Source organism: Paeniglutamicibacter sp. ORCA_105 (assembly GCF_045798545.1).
Taxonomy (GTDB): Bacteria; Actinomycetota; Actinomycetes; order Actinomycetales; family Micrococcaceae; genus Paeniglutamicibacter; species Paeniglutamicibacter sulfureus.
In genome coordinates this window covers 67,076-89,502 of record NZ_JBIXLM010000013.1, presented here as the reverse complement: position 1 = coordinate 89,502, position 22,427 = coordinate 67,076, and the positions used below count along the sequence as shown (strand labels likewise).

Here is a 22,427-nt window from a genome sequence, read left to right as displayed (position 1 = left end):
TTCTCGCATGGACTGGGCGCCATCGCCGTCCGTGCATGCCCGAAGCGGCATACACGAACGGCCGTGGGGCCTAGCCAAGTAGCGGCGCGAGGAACCTTCCGGTGTAGCTGTCTTGGACCTTGGCGACCTCTTCCGGGGTGCCGACGGCAATGATCTCGCCGCCGCCGGATCCGCCCTCGGGGCCCAGGTCGATGACCCAGTCGGCGGACTTGATGACATCGAGGTTGTGCTCGATCGTGATCACGGTGTTGCCCTTGTCGACGAGACCCTGCAGGACCAGCAGGAGCTTGCGGATATCCTCGAAATGCAGGCCCGTGGTGGGTTCGTCGAGCACGTAGATGGAGCGGCCGTTGGAGCGTTTCTGCAATTCCGCGGCGAGCTTCACGCGCTGGGCCTCGCCGCCGGAAAGCGTGGTGGAGGCTTGTCCGAGGCGGACGTAGCCGAGCCCCACGTCCACCAGCGTGCGCAGGTGGCGGGCGATCGGGGTGAAGGCGGCGAAGAATTCCGCGCCCTCCTCGATCGGCATGTTCAGCACGTCGGCAATGGATTTGCCCTTGTAGTGCACTTCAAGGGTTTCGCGGTTGTAGCGCGCACCATGGCAAACCTCACACGGGACATACACGTCGGGAAGGAAGTTCATCTCGATCTTCAGCGTGCCGTCGCCCGAGCAGGATTCGCAGCGTCCTCCCTTCACGTTGAAGGAGAATCGGCCGGGCAGGTAGCCGCGGACCTTGGCCTCGTTGGTCTCCGCAAAGAGCTTGCGGATGTGGTCGAAGACCCCGGTGTAGGTCGCCGGGTTCGATCGCGGGGTGCGGCCGATGGGCGACTGGTCCACGTGGATGACCTTGTCCAGGTGCTCGAGGCCCTCGACGCGGGTGTGCCGCCCCGGAACCTGCTTGGCGCCGTTGAGCTTGTTGGCCAGCACCTTGTAGAGGACGTCGTTGACCAGGGTGGACTTTCCCGAGCCTGAGACGCCGGTGATGGCCGTCAGGACACCGAGCGGGAAGCGCGCGGTGAGGTCCTCGAGGTTGTTTTCGCGGGCGCCCACGACGGTGACCTGGCGCTTCTTGTCGATCTTGCGGCGTTTGGCGGGCACCTCGATCTTCCTGCGCCCGGAGAGGTAATCGCCGGTGATGGAGCGGGTGTTCGCCTTCAGGTCCGCCAGTGATCCGGAGTGCACGACCTCGCCGCCGTGTTCCCCGGCGCCCGGGCCGATGTCGACGATCCAGTCGGCCTCGGCAATGGTGTCCTCGTCGTGCTCGACGACGATCAAGGTGTTGCCCAGCGAACGCAGCCGGGTCAGGGTTTCGATGAGCCTGCGATTGTCGCGCTGGTGCAGGCCGATGGAGGGCTCGTCAAGCACGTAGAGCACGCCCACCAGGCCGGAGCCGATCTGCGTGGCCAGGCGGATGCGTTGTGCCTCGCCGCCGGAGAGCGTGCCGGCGGCGCGTTCCAGGTTCAGGTACTCGAGGCCGACGTCCAGCAGGAAGCGCAGGCGGGCCTGGATCTCCTTGAGCACCTGGGTGGCGATCTGTGCCTCGCGCCCGCTCAGGACGAGGTTCTCAAGGAACTCGGAACAAGTGCGCATCGGCATGGCGGAGACCTCGGCAATGGACTTGCCGTTGATCAGCACCGACAGGGAGGCGGAGTTCAGGCGTGCGCCGTTGCATTCCGGGCACGGGATCTGCCGCATGTACTCTTCGTACTTGTCCCGGGCATTGTCGGATTCGGTTTCGAGGTGCTTGCGGTGGATGTACTGCACCACGCCCTCGAACCCGGTCGAGTACTTGCGCTCCCGGCCGAAACGGTTCTTGTACTGCACGACGACCTTGTGGTCCTTGCCGTGCAGGATGGCCTGGCGGGCCACCGCCGGAAGCTTGTTCCAGGGCGTTTCGAGCGTGAAGTCCATTTCGGCGCCGAGGCCTTCGAGCAGGCGGTTCCAGTATTCGCTGGTTGCTGCTCCCAGCGACCATGGCGCGATGGCGCCTTGTCCCAGCGGCATCTCGACGTCGGGAATGATCAGGTCTTCGTCGACCTCAAGGCGCGTGCCGATGCCGCTGCAGGCCGGGCATGCGCCAAATGGGTTGTTGAAGGAGAACGAGCGGGGCTCGATCTCATCGATGGCTAACGGGTGTTCGTTGGGGCAGGCAAGGTTTTCGGAGAAGGCGCGAACACGGCCCTCGTCTTCCGGATCGAGGTCCACGAAATCAATCAGGACCCGGCCCTCGGCGAGGTTGAGCGCGGTTTCGATGGAGTCGGTCAGGCGCTGGCGAACGGTGTCGTTGATGGCCAGACGGTCGATAACGACCTCGATGGTGTGTTTGAACTGCTTGCCGAGCTTCGGCGGATCGCTGAGCTGGATCGTTTCGCCGTCGACCCGTGCGCGGGAATAGCCCTTGGAACCCAGTTCCTTGAACAGGTCGACGAATTCTCCCTTGCGGCCGCGCACTACGGGTGCCAGGACCTGGAAACGGGTCTTGGGTTCCAGCTCAAGCAGTTGGTCAACGATCTGTTGCGGGGTCTGCTTCGTGACGGCCTCGCCGCAGACCGGGCAATAGGGGCGACCCACACGGGCCCAGAGCAGGCGCATGTAGTCGTAGATTTCCGTGATGGTTCCCACGGTGGACCGGGGGTTCTTCGACGTCGACTTCTGGTCGATCGACACTGCTGGCGAGAGCCCCTCGATGAAGTCGACGTCGGGCTTGTCGACTTGTCCCAGGAACTGGCGGGCATATGCCGAGAGAGATTCGACGTAGCGTCGCTGCCCCTCGGCAAAGATGGTGTCGAAGGCCAGGGAGGATTTGCCTGAGCCGGAGAGTCCGGTAAAGACGATCATCGCATCGCGCGGCAAATCCAGGTCGACATTGCGTAGATTGTGCTCGCGCGCGCCCTTGACCACCAAACGGGTCAGGTCGTGCGGACGGAGGGTTTCGAGGGAGCGGGAAGTAGCCACCAGAACATGCTAATCGAAAACTGGTTCGAATGGCGTGTCATTGTGAGGAACAAGACTGAGGGCTAACCCACCTGCGAACTGAACGCCGCGCGAACGTAGCCAATGGCTGCTTTTTCTGGGATCCCCCAGCGTGTCGCAACGGCCGCAAATTCCGAAGCGGCATCCGCCACCGCCACGGACCCCTCGTCTCCGGTGGCCTGGACAATGGTGCCGTGGCGTCCCCGCGTCACGACGGCTCCACTGGCTTCCAACTCCTTGTAGACCTTGGCTGCGGTGTTGACCGCGAGCCCGAGTTGCTCGGCGAGCGCACGGACCGAAGGCAGCTTGGTACCGGCCTTGAGGCGTCCCTTCGAAATGGCAACAAGTATCTGTTGCCTAACCTGTTGGTAGGGAGCAGTTTTGTCGGTGCTGTCGAGAGCAATGAATGCGAGTGGATTGCTGTCCATATGTGCCGTCCTTCGTTGGTAGTGCGGGCAGGGCCTGCATTTCAGACTATCGCGTGGCCCTCGCCGCTCCACGTAAGGTGTTGGCATGAGCGAAAACTTCCTTGACCTCACCGATGTGACTGTCCGGTCCGTGAGCGTTTCCGAAATGAACAACAACATCTACCTCGTGACGTCGAAGAGCGATGGCTCGCAGCTGTTGATCGACGCCGCCGACGACGTGCCGGCCATCGACAGCCTGGTGGATTCGGCTTCCTCCGATTCAGGCGTTGCAACGAAGCTTGAGGGCATTGCCACGACTCACCAGCATTGGGACCACATTAGGGCTCTGCATGAGTACGCGGAGCGAACCGGGGCAAAGACCTATGCGGGTACTGAGGACGTCAAGGGAATTGCGGACGGTGCCGATGTGGCCATTGACGTTCCGCTGAATCACGGCGACACGGTGACGGTGGGGACGACAATCATGGAGTGCGTGCACCTGCGCGGCCATACTCCCGGATCCATCGCCTATGTACTTCGCGACAGCGGAGGCACCACGGTGATCTTCAGTGGCGACTCGCTGTTCCCTGGTGGGGTGGGAAATACCGAGAACGATCCCAAGCGCTTCACTTCGTTGCTTGATGACGTAACCACGCGACTCTTCGAGCAGTATCCCGATGAAACCCTGGTGCTTCCGGGTCACGGGGCCACAACGACGTTGGGTGCAGAGCGGCCGAGCCTGAAGGAATGGCGCGCTAGAGGCTGGTAGTTAAGACACTGTCGGTCGAGCCAGGCGGAGGTGATTCCAGTGTCCCCGGCAACGGCGGGGCCATGGCTCGGTACATCTGCCCACTGGGCGTTTTTATCAAGATCGTGTGCCGGGGACCCAGAATCACGAATTCTTCCCAACCGGATGTTTCCTTCGTGTGGTTGCACCGAACGCATCGGCCATCACCGTTGACTTCCGTCGTCTTTCCGCCCCTGGCCACTTGGTAAACGTGGTCGTAGTGGCGAATCGGTGCGTCGCAATAGGGTGTGCGGCAGAATTGATCACGTACAGAAATCAAGTCCTTAAGTTTCTGCGGAAGAATCCGCGCCTCCGACTCCATGGCCACGAGCTGACCGCTGACCGGCGCCGTATAGAGGCGTCGGACCCAGGCTTCGGCTTCGTTTTCACCGTCACGACCGGTGCGGTCACCAGCGATCAGCCAACGTGAGTATTCTGCGGATACCGTCCCGTAGCCTTTGATGAATGCCGGCTCCCCATCACCGGAAAGTAGGGATCGGTCCGTCATCACGACGTGAATCATCAGTGGCGGGCGCGAGGCCAGTTCCTGACCCGTGACACGCTCCACGACGGTGTCGGCTATGACCTGCGCATCGGTGCGCTCGTCATTTGTCGAGCGAAGCCTGGCGGCCTCCTTGATCAACGCTTCTTGGAATGCGACGCCTTGAATGACTGGGAGCAGGCCGCTCACTCGCATCATCCCGTCGGGGGTGGGCGTCACGGATATGCGACGCTTATTCATCGCGTCGGCATGGTTGTTCATGTCTTTGCTGTTGTCGAACGCCAGAACTTCCTTCTTGGCTCGGGCCAGCAATTGCTTGTCGCCTACGCCTTCCAACGCCCCACGCTCACCTGCGATTTCCCGGTCAATGATTTCGCGGACGCCGGGATCCAAATGGTTCGTTTCGCGCACCAGGAGCATGGCCCGATCTTCGTTGAGTTCTCCGCGCTCCAGGGCGTTGTAGGTATAGGGCATGTGCTCGATCATGGATTTCGAGTAGGAGATGAAGCCCGACCCCAGGCGTTGTGCGGCCTTGCGAGCCAGTGCCACTTCGGCACCTGCACCTCGGTTCGGGTTTTCCTTGTAGATCCCCTCGTCCTCATGCCGGGCAATGATGTCCTGCTCGAGCCCGTACGCTTCCTTGGCCTGGGCTGCGCAGATTGCTGATTTGGCCCTTTCGAGTGCCGAAATCCGCGCCACCCTGACCTGCTCTCCAACATTTTGCGGCAGGAGAGTCATGGCAACGCCCACGTCGTCGATGAAATCGACGTACTCGTCACCGGGCCTTTGTGCCAACGCGCGTTCCCTGGCAGGCATTTCCATGCCGACGGGTATGTGGCGGTGGCCAAGGAGTATTTCCCCGGCGGCCTCGGCGGAGAGCGAGCTCGGGTTCGATAAGTAACTTTCGCACTCTTCGAACATATTTACTACTATACGCCTGCCCCAAGTGAATGTGAAGTGCTTGATGCATTTTCTGGCTCCCAAAAATCCATGTCAACACGGGATCGAAAAACAACTCTGGGCACCGTGCGGAGAAGCACGTTGCACATCCCCGCTTACCTGAAGCGCATCCCCTGCGCTTCGCACGCGCTCTTGAATGATTCCTCGTCTGTGATGACCGGGACTCCGGCGGCATCCGTGGATACCGCTGCTCGAATCGACTCCGTTGACGACGCAGCACCATGTTCCGCGGCCTTGGCCATGTTGGCGCTTCCTACGCTTCCGTCGTCCGTGTACCCGCTGCCAAAGTGGATGCAGGCAGTGTTTCCCTCAGGATCGCGTTGGCGGAATTCGTCCGCGGAAGGTCCTGCGCAAGCACCCAGCAACACGGCGGCCGCTGCGAGCGCTGGGAAAATCTTCTTCTTCATGCCTTCACCATAGGAGAAGGCAACCTGCCCAGGGAACTACCTAGCGCTTGCGGCCCACCATGAAGATGCGACGAAATGGAAATAACGTCAGGGTTCCGCCCCGGTGGTCGTCAATGGCAGGATAGGCCTCGGAAACCAATTCCGCGTAGCGGGCTTCGAACTCTGCTGCGTCTTCCGCGTTGAGCCGGGCCAGGACGGGACGCAAGGCCGTGCCTCGAACCCATTCCAGAACAGGGTTCGGGCCGGAGAGAATTTGCCCGTAAGTCGTTTCCCAGACATCGGACTCAAATCCGGCATCCAGCAAGATCTTCAGGTAGTCGGCGGGCTCCCCCGATGCGTCATCATGCCGGAGTACGCCGGCCAGCTGCGGCGCCCAGCGCTCGGTGTCCGCAAGCTGCCTCATCAGGGTGTGCGAGGGCGAACCGAAGTTTCCCGGTACCTGCGCGGCAAACCAAGCACCCGGAGCCAATGCTTCAAGCCAGCGGGCGATCAATTGCCGGTGTTCGGGGATCCACTGCAACATGGCGTTAGAGACCAGCACGTCCGTTTCCGGCTTCGGCATCCAGTTCGACGCATCGGCGGACTCGAACGAAAGATTGTCCGCGTGTTGCTTCGCGCGCGCCTGCTCGATCATTTCTTCCGATGAGTCCAGGCCCACTACGCGCGCGTCTGGCCAACGCTCGGCCAGTGAATGCGTCAACGGCCCGGGGCCACATCCCAAATCCACCACCAAGCGTGGCGTCGCGGCGGTGATACGGGCCGTCAGATCATAAAAAGGGCGATCTCGGTGATCAGCAAACTGAACGTACTTGTTCGGGTCCCATTTCATAACCACAGCGTAAGCGGAAAGCCCTTCGTAAACCGATAGTCTTGGACACATCATGAAACTTACCGAGTTGCTGCCCAACACTCCCCCGCGCGGTGCCACCGCCGAATCAACCTATGAAGCCTTCGTGAAGTGGGTGGAGGACCGCGGCATCGGGCTGTACCCGGCGCAGGACGAGGCCGTCATGGAGTTCGTGGCCGGAAACAACGTCATCCTGGCCACACCCACGGGTTCAGGCAAGTCCCTGGTGGCGGTCGCCGCGCACTTCCATGCACTGGCCCGCGGGGAACGCAGCTACTACACCGCGCCGATCAAGGCGCTGGTCTCGGAAAAGTTCTTTGACCTGTGCAAGATCTTCGGCGCGGAGAACGTCGGCATGGTCACCGGTGACTCCTCGGTGAACCAGGATGCTCCCATCATTTGCTGCACCGCCGAGATCCTGGCGAACATTGCGCTGCGCGAAGGCAAGAACGCTGACCTGGGTCCGGTGGTCATGGACGAGTTCCATTTCTATGCCGACCCGCAGCGCGGCTGGGCCTGGCAGGTCCCGCTGCTGGAACTCCCGCAGGCGCAATTCCTGATCATGAGCGCCACCCTCGGCGACGTCACCCGGTTCGAGGACGAACTCACGCTGCGCACCGGGCGCGCCACCACCACCGTGGCGCACGCCGAACGCCCCATCCCCCTGCACTACTACTACTCGCAGGACCCGGTGCAGGAAGCTATCGAGGAATTGCTGGGCACCAAACAGGTGCCGATCTACGTGGTCCACTTCAGCCAGCTCGAAGCCATCGACCGGGCCAGCGGGTTGATGAGCATCAACGTGTGCACGCGCGAAGAAAAGGACCGGATCTCCGAGCTCATTGCCGGATTCAGGTTCGCCCCCGGCTTCGGCAAGACCCTGAACCGGCTGGTCCGCCACGGCATCGGCGTGCACCACGCCGGCATGCTGCCCAAGTACCGCCGGCTGGTCGAGCAGCTGGCCCAGGCCGGCCTGCTCAAGGTCATCTGCGGCACCGACACCCTCGGCGTGGGCATCAACGTGCCCATCCGCACCGTGCTGATCACCGCGCTGTCCAAGTACGACGGGGTGCGCACCCGCATCCTGAACGCCCGCGAATTCCACCAGATCGCCGGACGCGCGGGCCGCGCCGGGTTCGACACCGCCGGGACCGTCGTCGTGCAGGCGCCCGAGCACTCCATCGAGAACAAGAAGGCCATGGAGAAGGCGCTGGCGAAGTTCGGCGACGACTCCAAGAAGCTGCGCCAGGTGAGCAAGAAGAAGCCGCCGCAGGGATTTGTGAGCTGGGGCGAGAAGACCTACGAGCGGATCATCGCCTCCACCCCCGAGACGCTGAACTCCTCGTTCGCCGTGACGCACTCGATCCTGCTGAACCTGTTGGCGCGCGAGGGCGATTCCTTTGCCGCGGCCCGCCGGCTGCTCACCGAGAACCACGAGCCGCCGGTGCGCCAGCGCGCCCTGCAGCGCAAGGCGCTGGGCATCCTTCGCGAGCTGCTGGCCACCGGCGTCGTCGAGCGCCTCGAACACCCCGACAGGCACGGCAACATGCTGGCCCTCACGGTGCACCTGCAGGAAAACTTCGCGCTGAACCAGCCGCTGTCCCCCTTCGCGCTGGCGGCCCTTGAGCTCTTCGACGCCGAGTCCCCCGGCTACGCGCTGGATGTGGTCTCGGTCATCGAGGCGACGCTGGAAAAGCCGCGCCAGGTGCTCTCGGCCCAGGAGAAGAAGGCCCGCGGCGAGGCGATCGCCGCGATGAAGGCCGAGGGCATGGAGTACAACGATCGCATGGCCGCGCTCGAGGAGGTCAGCTACCCGCAGCCGCTGGCCGAGGTGCTGGGCAACGCGTTCGAGCAGTACCGCGCCGGCGCCCCCTGGCTCGGCGACTTCGAGGTCGCCCCCAAGTCGGTGGTCCGCGACATGTATGAACGCGCCATGAGCTTCAGCGAATACGTGCAGTTCTATTCGCTGGCCCGCTCCGAGGGCGTGCTGCTTCGCTACCTCACCGACGCCTTCAAGGCGCTGCGCCAGACCGTGCCGCAGGACGCGCTGCGCGAGGACCTGTCGGACCTCATCGAATGGCTCGGGGAACTGATTCGCCAGATCGACTCCTCGCTGCTGGACGAATGGGAGGAACTGGCCAACGGCGTGCTGCACGAGCCCGACGCCGAGATCATCCCGCCGGCCCCCGAGCGCCTGACCTCCAACGAGCGCGCCTTCCGCGTGATGGTGCGCAACGAAATGTTCCGCCGCGTGAAGCTCTTCGCCGACGAGCAGGACGGTGCCCTGGCCGAGCTGGACGGGCACAGCGGCTTCGGTGCCGATGCCTGGGCCGATGCCATGGACGCGTACTTCGAGGAACATGAGGACATCGACGACGGCCCCGGTGGCCGTGGTCCGAACCTTCTGCTGATCACCCCGTCCAAGGAGTCATGGAAGGTGCGGCAGGTCTTCGCCGACCCGGCCAACCACCACGACTGGGGCATCGACGCGACGGTGAACCTGGCCGACTCCGACGAGGCCGGCTACCCGGTCATCACGGTGACAGGCGTGGGGCGCCAGGACTAGGACGGCACATGCAAATGCGCCCGCCGGATCGATTCCGGCGGGCGCATTTCCTTTGCGCTAAAAGCCCAGCAACTTGGTCAGCGGCAGCACCTGGTTGTGGGCCAACAGCACCATCGGCACCACCAGCCCGGCCAGCGCGTATGCGGAGACCGGCACGCAAAGCAGCCACTCGCGCACCGAACCGGCCCGCCCCAGCACGGGGATGGCGATGCGGCCACCCGGCTTCCACACGTCCTTGAGCAGCGGGACGCGGCGGATGAAACGCGGGGAACGGATCCGCACCGGCCAGATCAGGTTGCAGCCGCCGACGGTGAGCATGTCACCTGCAATGTGCACCGTGCAGCCCACTGCCACCGCCAGCACCAGCCAATTCTGCTCGTCCGGCGAGAACACCGCCACGAAGATGCCGGCCGGGACCGAGAGGAGCCACGGCAGCTTCGCCATGGTGTCGGGAATGAACTTCAACGCCTTCAACGCGAAGGACACCAGCAGCACCGCCAACAACCCGGCACCCGGATAGACCAACCCGAAGCGGGTGGAATCCACTGTCCACATGCCCAGCACCCACGCCATGAACGTGAATGCGGCGATGCCCAGCAACGAGTGCGTGCCGTTGCGGTGGCCGCCGGACACCTCGCCGATGCCCGCGCAGATCGCGTTGGACACCGGCGGCAACGAGTGCGCAATGGTGGCCCGGCGATGGTCCGCGTCGGGCAACAGCGCCGCCCCGGCACACACCATCGCCCCAGCGACCCCGGCAATCGGGGACTGCTCCAGCAGGCCGAAGCCCAGCGGGATGGCGTCGGGCAGCCAGGGAAGGTGCTCGGGGAGGCTCCCGGTGGGGAGCTTGAAATTCGTGGTCAACGCGATCCAGGCTGCTGCGCCGGTGGCCGCGTGGTGGCCGCCCATCATATTGCTTGGTGCCGTCCTTGCTGTGGTTCTTGCTTCTCCATCGCCCCCAACCTTAGGGGCCCGCACCCACGCGTTGGATTCACGGCACGCAAACGCTGCCGGTAGGCTTGGTCACATGCATTTGATTCGCCCGGCACAGCCCTCCGACGCCACCGCCATCCTGGGTCTCATCCACGAATTGGCCATCTTCGAGCGCGAGCCCGACGCGGTGAAAAACACCGAGGCCGATCTCGTCGCCCACCTCTTCGGAGCCGACCCGAAGGTCCATGCGCACGTGGTCGAGGAGCACGGCACCGTCCTGGGCTTCGCCCTGTGGTACCTGACGTATTCGACGTGGGAGGGCACGCACGGGATCCACCTGGAGGACCTGTACGTGCGCGAGAGTGCCCGCGGCGCCGGACACGGCAAGGCGTTGCTGGCCACCCTGGCGCAGATCGCGGTGGAGCGCGGCTACCGACGCGTGGGGTGGAGCGTGCTGGACTGGAATGAACCGGCCATCGGCTTCTACGACTCGCTCGGCGCCGGATCGATGGACGGCTGGACGGTGCGCCGGCTCGAGGGAGCGGCGCTGGCGGCATTGGGGAACCGGAAATGAGCACCACCCACGTCTTCCGCGGCATGCGCAGCACCGAGCACTACTTCGAGCTGCCGCTTGACCACTCCCGGCCCGAGGGCGAGACCCTGACGGTGTTCGCCCGGGAGATCACCTCCACCAAGCACGAGGACCCCTCGGCGATGCCGTGGCTGCTCTTCCTGCAGGGCGGGCCCGGCGGCAAGTCCCCGCGCCCCGCCTCGCTCACCGGCTGGATGGCGGAGGCCGCCAAGACCTTCCGGATCCTGCTGCTGGACCAGCGCGGCACCGGCCTGAGCACCCCGGCCAACCGCCAGTCCCTGCCGCTGCGCGGGGACGCGGCGGCCCGGGCCGCCTACCTCACCCACTTCCGCGCCGATGCGATCGTGCACGACGCCGAGGCGATCCGCCGCGCCCTGGGGATCTCCTCCTGGAGCACCTTCGGCCAAAGCTACGGCGGCTTCTGCACGCTGACCTACCTGTCCCTGGCCCCCACGGCCCTTGACCGCTGCCTGGTCACCGGCGGGCTGGCCTCGCTCACCGCCGACGCCGACACCGTCTACCGCGCCACGTACGCACGGATGGCTGCGCGCAACGAGGAATACTTCGGCTGGTACCCGCAGGACCGCCGGATCCTGGACGAGGTCGTCGCGCACCTGCGCACCACCGAGGAACACCTGCCGGGCGGGCGGACCCTGACCGTGCCGCTGGTGCAGATGCTCGGCCAGTTCCTGGGCGGCAACACCCGGGTGCACTCCCTGCACCACGTCCTGGAGGGCGCCTTCATCGACACTCCCGGCGGCAAGCGGCTCTCGGACACCTTCCTGGCCGCCGTTGCCGAGCAGGCCGACCGCACCACGAACCCGCTCTATGCGCTGCTGCACGAGTCGATCTATGGACAGGGCGCCGCCACCAACTGGTCGGCCGAACGCGTGCTCGGGGAATTCCCGGCCTTCTCCCCCGACGCGGCGGCCCCGCTGCTGACCGGGGAAATGGTGTACCGCTGGTACTTCGACTCCGACCCGGTGCTGCGCCCGCTGGAGGAAACAGCGCGCGTCCTGGCCGAACACGAGGACTGGGGCCGGCTCTACGACCCGGAGGTCTTGGCTGCCAACACCGTGCCGGTCGCTGCCGCCGTCTACACGCACGACGTGTACGTGGACAGGGACCTGTCGATGGAGACCGCCGCCGCGGTGGGCAACATGCGGGTGTGGGAAACCGACGGGTTCCATCACGACGGGATCGGCGACGACGGCTCGATGATCTTCGCGAAGCTGCTGGAAATGAGCAACGCGGATTCCTAGGCCCGCGCCACCTCGCGCACGCAGAAGACGGCAACCAGCAGGATGAAGCCCAGGCACAGGTAGCCGAGCCCGGCGTAGCCCAGCCACGCCAGCAACAATCCGGAACCGGCGGCGCCCAGCGCCCCGGCGGCACCCATGAGGGTGTCGGAAACACCCTGGACCAGCACGCGGCGTCCGCGCTCCACCCGCGAGGCCAGGAACGCTGAGCCGGACACCGTGCACATGGACCAGCCCAGGCCCAGCAGCACCAGGCCGGTGGTGACCGCGGCCCGCGAGTCGGCACCCAGCCCGGCGACCAGCACCGCCGCCACCAGCACGCCCTGGCCCGCCAGCATCATCCGCGGCTGCCCGATCCTATCGGCCAGCGAGCCGACGAGCGGGGAGAGCGCATACATGCCGGCGATGTGCAGCGAGATCACGAACCCGATGACCACCAGGATGTCGGCGGTGCCCCCGTGCATTTCGTGCCCCGGGATGGCAGCAAGGTCCTTGAGGTGCACCGGGGTCATCGACATGACGCCCACCATCACCAGGTGCGCCACCACGATGGTGGAGATGCCCAGCGCCGCTCCTGGCGATTCCCGCACCGCCACCAGCCCGGTGGCCAGCGATCCGCGTCGGCGGCCCATCGCCGGCGGGTGCGGGGCAACGCCGTCGGCGGCTTCCCAGGCGCGGGCCAGGTCGATGGGGTCCGGGCGCAGCCCGATGTTCAGCACCAGGATGGCCAGGACCATTCCGGCGAGCGAGAAGAGAAACGGCCCGCTCATGGGCGGCAGCCCCAGGCCCTGGCCCAGCACTGCTCCCGGTCCAATGAGGTTCGGGCCGGCAACCGCTCCGATCGTGATGGCCCAGACCACCAGACCCAGGTCGCGACCGCGGGTGGCGTCGTCGGCAAGGTCGGTGGCGGCAAAGCGCGCCTGCAGGTTTGCCGCGCTGCCCACGCCCAGCAGCGCAGCCCCGAGCATCAGCACCGCGAAGCTCTCCAGCACCGGGGCCAGCATCATGCCGATGGCACCCAGCCCGGCCAGGAAGTAGCCGAAGGACAGCGCCACGCGGCGGCCGCGCTTCACCGCGAGGGCCGCCAGCGGCAGCGCACTGAGCGCCCCGGCGACAGAGATCGCCGTGGTCGCCGCACCGGCGAAGGCGTTGGACCCGGTCAGCTCCACGGCCATGAGCGATCCGATGGCCAGCCCCGCGCCGTTTCCCACGCCGGACAGCAGCTGGGAGGCGGAGAGCGTGAAGACCACGCGGCGCTGCGCCCTGGTGCGCGTTGACTCGGGGATGAGCAGGGTTTTCCGGGATACAGTCACCCTCGGCAGTCTAGCAACGTAAGGGGGGTTAAAGAGCTGCGGGGCCCGCCTCCCGAAGGAAACGGACCCCGCCTGTGCCTGGCGACTACTTGGAGTCGTTGTTGGCTTCTTCTACTGCCTTAGCTGCCTTGGTTGCCTTGTGCTCCTCGGCGGCGCGGCGGCCGGCCGGGGAAAGCAGCGAGGCGGCCGTGGCAATCACGATGGTGCCCAGGATGACCACCAGCGAGACGGTGATCGAGATATCCGGAACCCACTCTATGTGACGGCCACCGTTGATGAAGGAGAGCTCGTTGACGTGCATCGCGTGGAAGACCAGCTTGACGCCGATGAAGGCCAGGATGATCGACAGCGCGTGCTTGAGGTAGATCAGGCGGTCCATCAGGCCACCGAGCAGGAAGTACAGCTGGCGCAGGCCCATCAGCGCGAACAGGTTCGCGGTGAAGACGATGAACGGCGACTGGGTCAGGCCGAAGATGGCCGGGATCGAGTCCACGGCGAAGAGCAGGTCGGTCATGCCGATCGTCACGAAGACCATGACCATCGGGGTGAACATCTTCTTGCCGTCGACGACGGTGCGCAGCTTGTTGCCGTCGTATTCCTTGGAGATCGGCAGGTTCTTGGTCATCTTGTAAACCAGGCCGTTGTTGGCGCCGTCCGACTCGTCCTCGCCCTTGTCGGTGGCCTGCTTCCAGGCGGTCCAGAGCAGGAACGCACCGAAGATGTAGAAGACCCACGAGTAGTTTTCGATGACAGCTGCACCGAGAATGATGAAGATGCCGCGCAGGATCAGGGCGATGATGATGCCGAACATCAACACTTCCTGCTGGTATTTACGCGGCACCGAGAAGCGGGCCATGATGATGATGAACACGAAGAGGTTGTCGATGCTCAGCGAGTATTCAGTCACCCAACCGGCAATGAATTGCTGGCCGATGTCCGGGCCCGCCTGCCACCAGACAATGGCGCCGAAGATCAGGGCCAGGGTGACATAGAAACCGACCCACAGGCCGGATTCCTTCATCGAGGGTTCGTGTGGTTTCTTGACCACATAAAGCAGGTCAAGCAGAAGAATGATGCACAATGCGGAAAGAGAAATAATCTCAAACTGCAGTGACAAGCCGTGGTTTCCCAATGTGGGGCCTTTCAAAACGGGGTACGTGGAATTACCGCAAGTCTCTCCGCCGCCCATTCAGATTGGGTCGGCCGCTGCGCCCGGCGGGGCATCATTGCCCCGCGTGTTGACGATCACAGCACAATTGGGATACTCCCCTACGCTTGGACAAGTCTAACGCAAACATGTTTCAGGCACGTGAATGACCCGGGGCCCCACCCGGGGTGCCGACACGGAGCCGACACCGGTAACGGTGGAGCACTTCGAGCCAAACCAACTCTGGGTACGGGTTTGTGAGCAGCCGATATTGCTTTTGCTTGATTGCAGGTGTGCACTGAATGGGGAGGGCTTGCGCCTTGGCCAAGCGATACATTTGGCGAAGCCCCGCCAGGAGGACTGAAACAACCGCCAGGAGGATGTCATGTCCACAGCACTGGATGATAAAAAAGTAGTCAACCCGTGGGTATTCCACGTGATGCCCGTTGAGGGCGAGGACGACAAGAAGTGGGATCTGCACAAAAGCCACACTCGCAAGCACGTGCACTTCCACACGGTAAAAGAGGCAGTAAAGGCTGCCCATGAGGAAGCGGCAACGCATCCGGCCCATATCGTCATACATGCCCTCGACGGGCACGCGTACCGCGAGTATGACCTGGCCTGAAATTATTGATCCGCGCGGCATTGCTGCCGGTACGAAATGAACCTCCCCGGGCTTTGACCACCGGGGAGGTTCTTGTCGTGCCGGCGCCGGAAGGATCGGCCGGCTGACCTACGCGTGGCCCGCGTTCTTCATCTGGCGCAATTCCTTCTTCAGTTCGGAGACCTCGTCGCGCAACCGGGCGGCGACCTCGAAATGCAGCTCCGCGGCGGCCGCGTGCATTTGCTCGGTCATCTGCTCGATCATGTCCACCAAGTTCTCCGCCGGGGCCGCCGCCAGCCCGTCGGCCCGCACCGTCTCGTGGGCCTTCTTGGTGCCGGCGCTGGAGCGCTTGGCGGTCTTGGCCAGGCGCTGGTTGTTCAGCAGTTCCTGGGTGTCGGCGTCCTCGCGGGCCAGCGAATCGGTGATGTCGGCGATCTTCTTACGCAACGGCTGCGGATCCACGCCGTGGTCCTTGTTGTACTTCTGCTGCACCTCGCGGCGCCGGTTGGTCTCCTCGATCGCCTGGGCCATGGCGTCGGTGATCTTGTCCGCATACATGTGCACCTGGCCGTCGACGTTTCGCGCGGCGCGCCCGATGGTCTGGATCAGCGAGGTCGCCGAGCGCAGGAAGCCCTGCTTGTCCGCGTCCAGGATCGCCACGAGCGAGACCTCTGGCAGGTCAAGGCCCTCGCGCAGCAGGTTGATGCCCACCAGCACGTCGAACAGGCCCATGCGCAGCTCGCGCAGCAACTCCACGCGGCGCAGCGTGTCAACGTCGGAGTGCAGGTACTGGACCTTCACCCCGTGTTCGGTGAAGTAGTCGGTGAGGTCCTCGGCCATGCGCTTGGTCAGCGTGGTGACCAGGATGCGCTCGTTGCGTTCGACGCGGGCGCGGATCTCGTCAAGCAGGTCATCGATCTGGCCCTTGGTGGGCTTGACGATGATCTCGGGGTCGATCAGGCCCGTGGGGCGGATGATCTGCTGGACCACGCCGTCGGCCTTGCCGAGTTCGTATTTGCCGGGGGTCGCCGAGAGGTACACGGTCTGGCCGATGCGCTCGAGGAACTCGTCCCACTTCAGCGGTCGGTTGTCCATGGCCGATGGGAGCCGGAAGCCGTGCTCCACCAGGGTGCGCTTGCGCGACATATCGCCCTCGTACATGGCGCCGATCTGCGGGACGGTGACGTGGGATTCGTCGATGACCAGCAGGAAGTCGTCGGGGAAGTAGTCGATGAGGCAGTGCGGGGCGGTGCCCGCGGCACGGTCGTCGATGTGCCGGGAGTAGTTCTCGATGCCGTTGCAGAACCCCATCTGCTCCATCATCTCCAGGTCGTAGGTGGTGCGCATGCGCAGCCGCTGGGCCTCCACCAACTTGTTCTGGTTCTCCAGGGTGGACAGGCGCTGCTGCAGCTCGTCCTCGATGTCCTTGATGGCGCGGTTCATCCGGTCGGCACCCGCCACGTAGTGGCTGGCCGGGAACACGTACATCTCGTTTTCCTCGCGGATCACCTCGCCCGTGACCGGGTGCAGCGTGTGGATCGACTCGATCTCGTCGCCGAAGAACTCGATGCGCAGCGCCTGCTCCTCGTACATCGGGATGATCTCCACGGTGTCCCCGCGCACCCGGAAGGTGCCGCGGTGGAAGTCCATGTCGTTGCGGGCGTATTGCATGGAGACGAACTTGCGCAGCAGCGTATCGCGGTTCAGTTCCATGCCCTTTTTCAGGGTGACCATGCCGGCGACGTATTCCTCCGGGGTGCCCAGTCCGTAGATGCAGGAGACCGTGGCGACCACGATGACGTCGCGCCGGGTCAGCAGCGCGTTGGTGGCCGAGTGGCGCAGCCGCTCGACCTCCTCGTTGATCGAGGAGTCCTTCTCGATGAAGGTGTCGGTCTGCGGGACGTAGGCCTCGGGCTGGTAGTAGTCGTAGTAGGAGACGAAGTACTCCACGGCGTTGTTGGGCAAAAGCTCGCGGAACTCGTTGGCCAGCTGCGCGGCGAGGGTCTTGTTCTGCACCATCACCAGCGTGGGGCGCTGCACCTGCTCGATGAGCCAGGCGGTCGTCGCGGACTTGCCGGTGCCGGTGGCACCCAGCAGGACCACGTCCTTTTCCCCGGCGTTGATGCGGGTGGACAGCTCCTTGATGGCGGTTGGCTGGTCTCCGGCGGGCTTGAACTCGCTGATGACCTCGAAGGGGGCGACGACGCGGTTGATCTGCTGCGCAAGACTCATGTATCTAGGCTACGCCCTGGCACCCCCGCTTTGCCCGCGCGCTCGCCTCAGGCTGAAAGGCCGGCAGCGGCGGCCCTGGTACGCAGCCGGCCGATGCGGGCGATCGGCGCGTCCTGCGCGCCGGAGGCGAAGCCGAAGTAGTCGGCCGCCCCGCCCAGGATGCCTTCGACAAGCTCGCCGGCATCCACGATGTGGCGAACCTTCCCGACGGTGAACTTGGCAATGCTCCCGGTTCCCGTCAGCAGGATGTTCGCATCGATCGACGGGTAGGGAACCTCCGAGCTCCCGTCGGCCAGATAGCCCTCGACGGCTTCCAGCAGGGCAAGCCAGATCCCGGGCAGGTCGTCGACAAGGTCAACGGGGACCAGCTGCAGCGAGTGGTAGCGCAGCTGGACCGATCCGGTGGTGCCTTCCAGCGTCGCTGCGCGTTCGGGGTCACGCTGGATGCTGAGAAGCTGCGGGGCCGAGCCGTCGGCAGGTGCGTGCCGGAGGAAGGATTCGGCGACCATCGAGGTCCTCACTTGCGGGCCTGCCGCTCCACGATGTTGCCCAGCGCGCCGCGCATCAACCGGATCATGAACACGATGGTGGCGCCGGTGGCGGAAAGGAGCCCCGCAAGGGCGAGCCAGGCCGGGAGCAGCACCTGCGCGTCGTAGCCGGAGTCCCGGGAGACGAACTGCTCGCGCCCGCCGAAGAAGAGCCAGAGCACCAGGGCACCGGCCAGGGCGATAAACGCCAAGGCCCAGAGTCCGCGGACGACGCGCATTTCGGTGCGGGCCTTGGCGGATTCGGCGGCAAGCAGCGCCGCAAGTTCCTCCCTGGCCCGCGAGTTCCCGTCGTTCACGGGGTCCGCGGGGTGCTCAGCGGGCACGGCTGATGGATGGGGCAATGTTCTTCTCCCAGATCTCTGTGACTTGTTGGCGCAGCTGCGCGAGCGAGCCGGAGTTGTTGATGACGATGTCGGCGACGGCCGCGCGCTGCGCGTCGGTGGCCTGCGCGTCAATCCGGGCGCGGGCATCTGCCTCGTCCATTCCGCGGTCCCTGACCATGCGGCGCAGGCGTTCGTCCAACGGCGCGGCGACCACGATGACCAGGTCGAAGTCGCTTCCCTGCCCGGTTTCCACCAGCAGCGGGATGTCCTGGACGATGACCGCGTCCGGAGGCGCCGCGGCGCGTTGCCGGGCGGCCTCGGCCCGCACGCGCGGGTGGACGATGGAGTTCAGTTTTTCCCTGGCGGTCGCGTCGGCAAAGACCAGTGCCCCCAGCGCCGGACGGTCCAGCTCACCGGCTTTCGTGAGCATTCCGGGGCCGAAGGCCTCGGCGACCTCCGCCAGGCCCGGGCTTCCGGGGTTCACCACGGAGCGGGCGATGGCGTCGGCGTCGATGAGCACGGCCCCGAGTTCGGCAAGCTGCCGGGCGACTGCCGATTTTCCGGCGGCTATCCCGCCGGTGAGTCCCACATTGAGCATGTGTCCCAGCATACCGAGGCGCGGCGGGCACGCGGAGGCGCAAAACACTAGACTGATCAGGTAATGGACAATGATTCGGTGGCGACGGCCTACACGACGGTGGACGGCGACTTCGCGGCCGAGCTGGAGATCAAGCGCTCGCGCTTCATCACCTACCTGCGCCGGGTCGATTCCGAGGCAGCTGCCCGCGCCCTGGTCGCCGAGCTGCGCAAGAAGCACTTCGACGCACGCCACCATTGCAGCGCCTTCATCCTGGGCCCCGACCGCACCGCGATGCGCAGCAACGACGACGGCGAGCCATCGGGCACCGCCGGCATTCCGATGCTCGACGCGCTGGCCAAGCGGGAGACCGCGCCCGGGACCACCGACCTGTCCGACATCGCCGCAGTTGTGGTGCGCTACTTCGGCGGGATCCTGCTGGGCGCCGGAGGTCTGGTGCGCGCCTATTCCGAGTCGGTGTCCACGGCGCTGGACGCTGCCCCGCTGCTGCGCCGCGAACGCCTGCGGATCCTGGGCGTCGACGCCGACTACGCCGCGGCCGGCCGGCTGGAAAACGACCTGCGGGCCGGCGGCGTCCAGGTCCTGGGCACCGACTACGGGCCACGGCTTGCCACGCTGCGGGTGGCACTCAATGACCAGGCGCCGGTCCTCGCGGCGTTCGCCGACCGGCTGGCCAGCCTCAGTGCCGGGGCCAGCACCGCAACAGACCTTGGAACCGAATGGGTGGACGTCCGATGAGCCTTGACTTCGACAAGTTGCGCCGCTGGCCCGACGTGGAGGCGGAGAACCTACAGGCCGTCGATGCAGCGGACAGGCTGCTGCTGGATCTGGCGGCCGAGGCCGGATGGCCGGGCGAGCCGGGCCGGGTGGTGGTCCTGGGCGACCACTACGGCGCCCTGGTGCTCGGGGCGCTGGAGGCCGGGATGCGCGGGCTGCGCGTGCACCAGGACGCACTCTCCGGCGTCCGCGCCATCGACGCCAATGCCCACACCCTGCTGCCGGAACTCACCGGTGAATACCGGCACCTGCCCCTGGGCCGCGAGCTGCTTGAAGGCGCCGCGCTGGTGCTGGTGGCATTGCCCCGGTCACTGGACGCGCTGGAGGAGATGCTCGCCTTCGTCGCAGAATATGCCGCGGCGGACGTCACGGTGATGGCCACCGGGCGCATCAAGCACATGAGCCTGTCCATGAACGAGGTGCTGGGACGCTACTTCGCCTCGGTCACGGCCTCGCTGGGACGCCAAAAGTCCCGGGTGCTCACCGCCACCGCTGTCCGCCCGGCGGCCCAGCGCCCCGCAGCGCGCTTTCCGCTGCAGGCCGTCCACGCCCTGGGGTTGCCCGAACCGCTGCAGGTGCGCGCCTACGCGCAGACCTTTGGCGGGGCCAAGCTGGATCCCGGGACCCGCTTCCTGCTCGAGCACCTGACGCTACCGGGCGACGCGCAGCATGCCGTGGACCTGGGCTGCGGCAACGGGACCATTGCCGCGTTTTTGGCCCTGGGGCATCCGGGCCTCACGGTGCGTGCCTCCGACCACTCGGCCTCGGCCGTGGCCTCCACGCGCGCCACCGCGGCCGCCAACGACCTCGCCGACCGGATCACCGCGGTGCAGGACGACGCGTTGGCCTCGCTGCCAGACGCCTCCGAGTCCTTGGTGGTCCTGAACCCGCCCTTCCACATGGGCAACACCGTGCATGCGGGGATCGCCCTGAAGCTGATTGCCGATGCCGGACGGGTGCTGGCGCCCGGCGGGGAGCTGTGGTGCGTCTGGAATTCGCACCTGGGCTACCGCGGGCAGCTGGAAAAGCTGGTGGGGCCCACCCGCCAAGTCGCGAGGAACCCGAAGTTCACCGTGACGGCGTCGACGAAGAGGTAGGGCTCCGTCCGGGCCGTGAACGCGGCGGCTCAGAGGCCCTGGAAGAGGTCTGTGAGCAGCGGTTCCCCGGCGGCGCGGCCCGGCCAGGCCATGACCGAGGGCTCGCGCGAAACCACGCGCTGCCACCGGCCGACGGTCACTCCCGGGTCCATCAGCACGTCCCGCTGGCTGCGGTGTTCCAGCAGCCCGGCGACCACGCGCCAGGACACCGTGGAGGTGTCGACCTCGATGTCGATGGACTCGTCCGGGACCGGGCGCAGGTGGTATTCGAGCGTGGGATCCCACGCCACGGCACCGGTGCGCCGGCGCACGGTGTTCCACCGTTCAAAGACCGAGGCGCGGATGGCGCCATGGACCAGGCGTCGCAGTCCGGGCCCCGGGACCTCGCGGGCACGCCTGAACGCCTCGTCGGTGGCGGCCCCGATGGCGATGTGGTCGCGATGCCCGGTGATCCCGTCCGGACCGAAGGTCGCCACCACCTGCGGCCGTTCCTGCAACAGGATCGTGTGGACCCGCGCGACCAGTTCCTCGAAGTCGACCTCCGCCAGACGCCCATCGTCGTAGCCCAGCCATTCGTGGCGCACCGGGATGGTGCCGTGGGCACGCCACGCGTTGGCGCTTTCCTCCCGCCGCCAGGCGCCGAGGGTTCCCGGGGTCACCGGCACGCCGGCTGAGATTTGCCCGGCAGCCCCGTCGGTCGCCAGCACCAGCACAAACCGGAATCCGGGGTCGTGTTCGTGCATGGCAATGGAACCCGCGCAACCATACGCATCGTCGTCGGGATGGGCAACGACGACCGCGATGGTATGCGGCTCGTTCATGGGGCAAATTCTAGTCCCGGCCGACACCGCGCAACAGTGGGGCGGGCACGGCCATTCCGCGGGCGCGCCTTCACCCGCGTCCGCCAGGGGGTGCAATACTGCTTCCATGGACGAGTCACTCGAAGGAACGAAAACCGCACTGGTCATCATCAACATGCAAAACGGCGTGATGGAATACTGCGTGCACCCCAAGAAGGTCATCTCCCGCATCCAGGACCTCCTGGCCCGGGCCCGCGACACCGGCACCCCCGTGTACTGGGTGCAGGATGAACGCGAATTCGAGCGCCACTCGACGCCGTGGCGGATGGTCGCCCCGCTGGAGCCGCTGGACGGGGAGCACCGGATCCACAAGTCGTACCGCGATGCCTTCACCGGCACCGGGCTGCACGCCTCCCTGATCGCCGGGGACGTGGGGCGACTGGTGGTCTGCGGCGCGCAATCGGATTACTCCCTGCGCACCACGGCCGGGCGCGCGGCGGCCATGGGCTACGACGTCACGGTGGTGCGGGATGCCCACACGACAGGGGCCGCGACCTTCGAGGGACAGAGCCTGACCGGGGACCAGATCATCGCGCACACCAACGCCTACTTTGCCTCGCTGGACTACCCCAACCAGGATTTCTCGCTGGAACGCTCAGAGGAGGTCGGGTTCCGCCCCGTGGTGTTGAACGACTGAACCGTTTGCCCTACCCAAGGCCCCCTTCCGGGCTGTAGGGTGCTAGAAACTTGTCACGCA

General features: G+C 65.5%; 21 protein-coding genes. 8 read left to right on the top strand and 13 right to left on the bottom strand.

Annotation, left to right across the window (positions count from 1 at the left end; translation table 11 throughout):
* Window positions 1-70: 70 nt before the first annotated feature.
* Together uvrA and ACIPUB_RS08740 are read right to left on the bottom strand one after the other, a co-directional pair.
* Window positions 71-2,953 carry an excinuclease ABC subunit UvrA gene (gene uvrA, locus ACIPUB_RS08745; protein ID WP_407607015.1) on the bottom strand — a complete coding sequence of 961 codons (2,883 nt, stop codon included), beginning with the start codon at window positions 2,951-2,953 and terminating at the stop codon, window positions 71-73.
* Between the two features lie 62 nt (window positions 2,954-3,015).
* Entirely contained in the window at window positions 3,016-3,399 is a 384-nt protein-coding gene (locus ACIPUB_RS08740) for a GntR family transcriptional regulator (protein WP_407607014.1), read from the bottom strand.
* 85 nt (window positions 3,400-3,484) lie between these two features.
* Between ACIPUB_RS08740 and ACIPUB_RS08735 the strand changes: the two genes are divergently transcribed.
* The gene (locus ACIPUB_RS08735; protein WP_407607013.1) at window positions 3,485-4,147 is read left to right on the top strand and encodes an MBL fold metallo-hydrolase; all 663 of its coding nucleotides are present in this window, start codon (window positions 3,485-3,487) and stop codon (window positions 4,145-4,147) included.
* On the opposite strand, the gene ACIPUB_RS08730 is transcribed toward ACIPUB_RS08735, so the two are convergent.
* From ACIPUB_RS08730 to ACIPUB_RS08720, 3 genes are all read right to left on the bottom strand, one after another.
* Window positions 4,134-5,588 (bottom strand): DUF222 domain-containing protein, encoded by a 1,455-nt coding sequence (locus ACIPUB_RS08730; RefSeq protein ID WP_407607012.1) that lies wholly within the window; start codon window positions 5,586-5,588, stop codon window positions 4,134-4,136. The genes ACIPUB_RS08735 and ACIPUB_RS08730 overlap by 14 nt on opposite strands.
* A gap of 134 nt (window positions 5,589-5,722) precedes the next feature.
* Entirely contained in the window at window positions 5,723-6,034 is a 312-nt protein-coding gene (locus ACIPUB_RS08725; RefSeq protein WP_407607011.1) for a hypothetical protein, read from the bottom strand.
* A gap of 40 nt (window positions 6,035-6,074) precedes the next feature.
* Window positions 6,075-6,863 carry a trans-aconitate 2-methyltransferase gene (locus tag ACIPUB_RS08720; protein ID WP_407607010.1) on the bottom strand — a complete coding sequence of 263 codons (789 nt, stop codon included), beginning with the start codon at window positions 6,861-6,863 and terminating at the stop codon, window positions 6,075-6,077.
* 52 nt (window positions 6,864-6,915) lie between these two features.
* Between ACIPUB_RS08720 and ACIPUB_RS08715 the strand changes: the two genes are divergently transcribed.
* Window positions 6,916-9,447 carry a DEAD/DEAH box helicase gene (locus ACIPUB_RS08715; RefSeq protein WP_407607009.1) on the top strand — a complete coding sequence of 844 codons (2,532 nt, stop codon included), beginning with the start codon at window positions 6,916-6,918 and terminating at the stop codon, window positions 9,445-9,447.
* A gap of 57 nt (window positions 9,448-9,504) precedes the next feature.
* Here ACIPUB_RS08715 and ACIPUB_RS08710 read toward each other — a convergent pair whose 3' ends face one another.
* Window positions 9,505-10,359: a metal-dependent hydrolase gene (locus tag ACIPUB_RS08710; protein ID WP_407607008.1), complete on the bottom strand. Its 855-nt coding sequence runs from the start codon at window positions 10,357-10,359 to the stop codon at window positions 9,505-9,507.
* Between the two features lie 115 nt (window positions 10,360-10,474).
* Here ACIPUB_RS08710 and ACIPUB_RS08705 point away from each other — a divergent pair, with 115 nt between their 5' ends.
* Both ACIPUB_RS08705 and ACIPUB_RS08700 read left to right on the top strand, forming a co-directional pair.
* Window positions 10,475-10,954, top strand: coding sequence for a GNAT family N-acetyltransferase (locus ACIPUB_RS08705; protein WP_407607007.1), 480 nt, complete (start codon window positions 10,475-10,477; stop codon window positions 10,952-10,954).
* A complete protein-coding gene (locus tag ACIPUB_RS08700) occupies window positions 10,951-12,234 on the top strand; it encodes an alpha/beta fold hydrolase (protein WP_407607006.1) in 1,284 nt (427 codons plus the stop codon). Before ACIPUB_RS08705 ends, ACIPUB_RS08700 begins: the two co-directional genes overlap by 4 nt.
* Here ACIPUB_RS08700 and ACIPUB_RS08695 read toward each other — a convergent pair.
* Window positions 12,231-13,544, bottom strand: a complete 1,314-nt coding sequence (locus tag ACIPUB_RS08695) for an MFS transporter (protein WP_407607005.1) — start codon at window positions 13,542-13,544, stop codon at window positions 12,231-12,233. The genes ACIPUB_RS08700 and ACIPUB_RS08695 overlap by 4 nt on opposite strands.
* An 85-nt stretch (window positions 13,545-13,629) precedes the next feature.
* Entirely contained in the window at window positions 13,630-14,661 is a 1,032-nt protein-coding gene (locus ACIPUB_RS08690) for a TerC family protein (protein ID WP_407607004.1), read from the bottom strand.
* 415 nt (window positions 14,662-15,076) lie between these two features.
* Here ACIPUB_RS08690 and ACIPUB_RS08685 point away from each other — a divergent pair, with 415 nt between their 5' ends.
* The gene (locus ACIPUB_RS08685) at window positions 15,077-15,316 is read left to right on the top strand and encodes a DUF2188 domain-containing protein (RefSeq protein ID WP_407607003.1); all 240 of its coding nucleotides are present in this window, start codon (window positions 15,077-15,079) and stop codon (window positions 15,314-15,316) included.
* Window positions 15,317-15,424: 108 nt separating this feature from the next.
* Here ACIPUB_RS08685 and uvrB read toward each other — a convergent pair whose 3' ends face one another.
* From uvrB to coaE, 4 genes are read right to left on the bottom strand one after another with little or no spacing between them, the layout of a single operon-like run.
* Window positions 15,425-17,527 carry an excinuclease ABC subunit UvrB gene (gene uvrB, locus ACIPUB_RS08680; protein ID WP_407607002.1) on the bottom strand — a complete coding sequence of 701 codons (2,103 nt, stop codon included), beginning with the start codon at window positions 17,525-17,527 and terminating at the stop codon, window positions 15,425-15,427.
* A 47-nt stretch (window positions 17,528-17,574) separates the two neighbouring features.
* Entirely contained in the window at window positions 17,575-18,048 is a 474-nt protein-coding gene (locus ACIPUB_RS08675) for a hypothetical protein (RefSeq protein WP_407607001.1), read from the bottom strand.
* Window positions 18,045-18,398 carry a hypothetical protein gene (locus tag ACIPUB_RS08670; RefSeq protein WP_407607000.1) on the bottom strand — a complete coding sequence of 118 codons (354 nt, stop codon included), beginning with the start codon at window positions 18,396-18,398 and terminating at the stop codon, window positions 18,045-18,047. The genes ACIPUB_RS08675 and ACIPUB_RS08670 overlap by 4 nt, the downstream gene beginning before the upstream one ends.
* Window positions 18,388-18,996 carry a dephospho-CoA kinase gene (gene coaE / locus ACIPUB_RS08665; protein ID WP_407606999.1) on the bottom strand — a complete coding sequence of 203 codons (609 nt, stop codon included), beginning with the start codon at window positions 18,994-18,996 and terminating at the stop codon, window positions 18,388-18,390. The genes ACIPUB_RS08670 and coaE overlap by 11 nt, the downstream gene beginning before the upstream one ends.
* Before the next feature lie 63 nt (window positions 18,997-19,059).
* Between coaE and ACIPUB_RS08660 the strand changes: the two genes are divergently transcribed.
* Entirely contained in the window at window positions 19,060-19,734 is a 675-nt protein-coding gene (locus ACIPUB_RS08660) for a YigZ family protein (RefSeq protein ID WP_407606998.1), read from the top strand.
* Window positions 19,731-20,870: a class I SAM-dependent methyltransferase gene (locus ACIPUB_RS08655; protein WP_407606997.1), complete on the top strand. Its 1,140-nt coding sequence runs from the start codon at window positions 19,731-19,733 to the stop codon at window positions 20,868-20,870. The genes ACIPUB_RS08660 and ACIPUB_RS08655 overlap by 4 nt, the downstream gene beginning before the upstream one ends.
* Window positions 20,871-20,899: 29 nt before the next feature.
* Here the strand turns inward: ACIPUB_RS08655 and ACIPUB_RS08650 are convergent, their stop codons facing one another.
* Window positions 20,900-21,691, bottom strand: coding sequence for a PIG-L deacetylase family protein (locus tag ACIPUB_RS08650; protein ID WP_407606996.1), 792 nt, complete (start codon window positions 21,689-21,691; stop codon window positions 20,900-20,902).
* A 106-nt stretch (window positions 21,692-21,797) separates the two neighbouring features.
* On the opposite strand from ACIPUB_RS08650, the gene ACIPUB_RS08645 reads away from it, so the two are divergent.
* A complete protein-coding gene (locus ACIPUB_RS08645; protein WP_407606995.1) occupies window positions 21,798-22,367 on the top strand; it encodes an isochorismatase family protein in 570 nt (189 codons plus the stop codon).
* The last annotated feature ends 60 nt before the right edge of the window (window positions 22,368-22,427 follow it).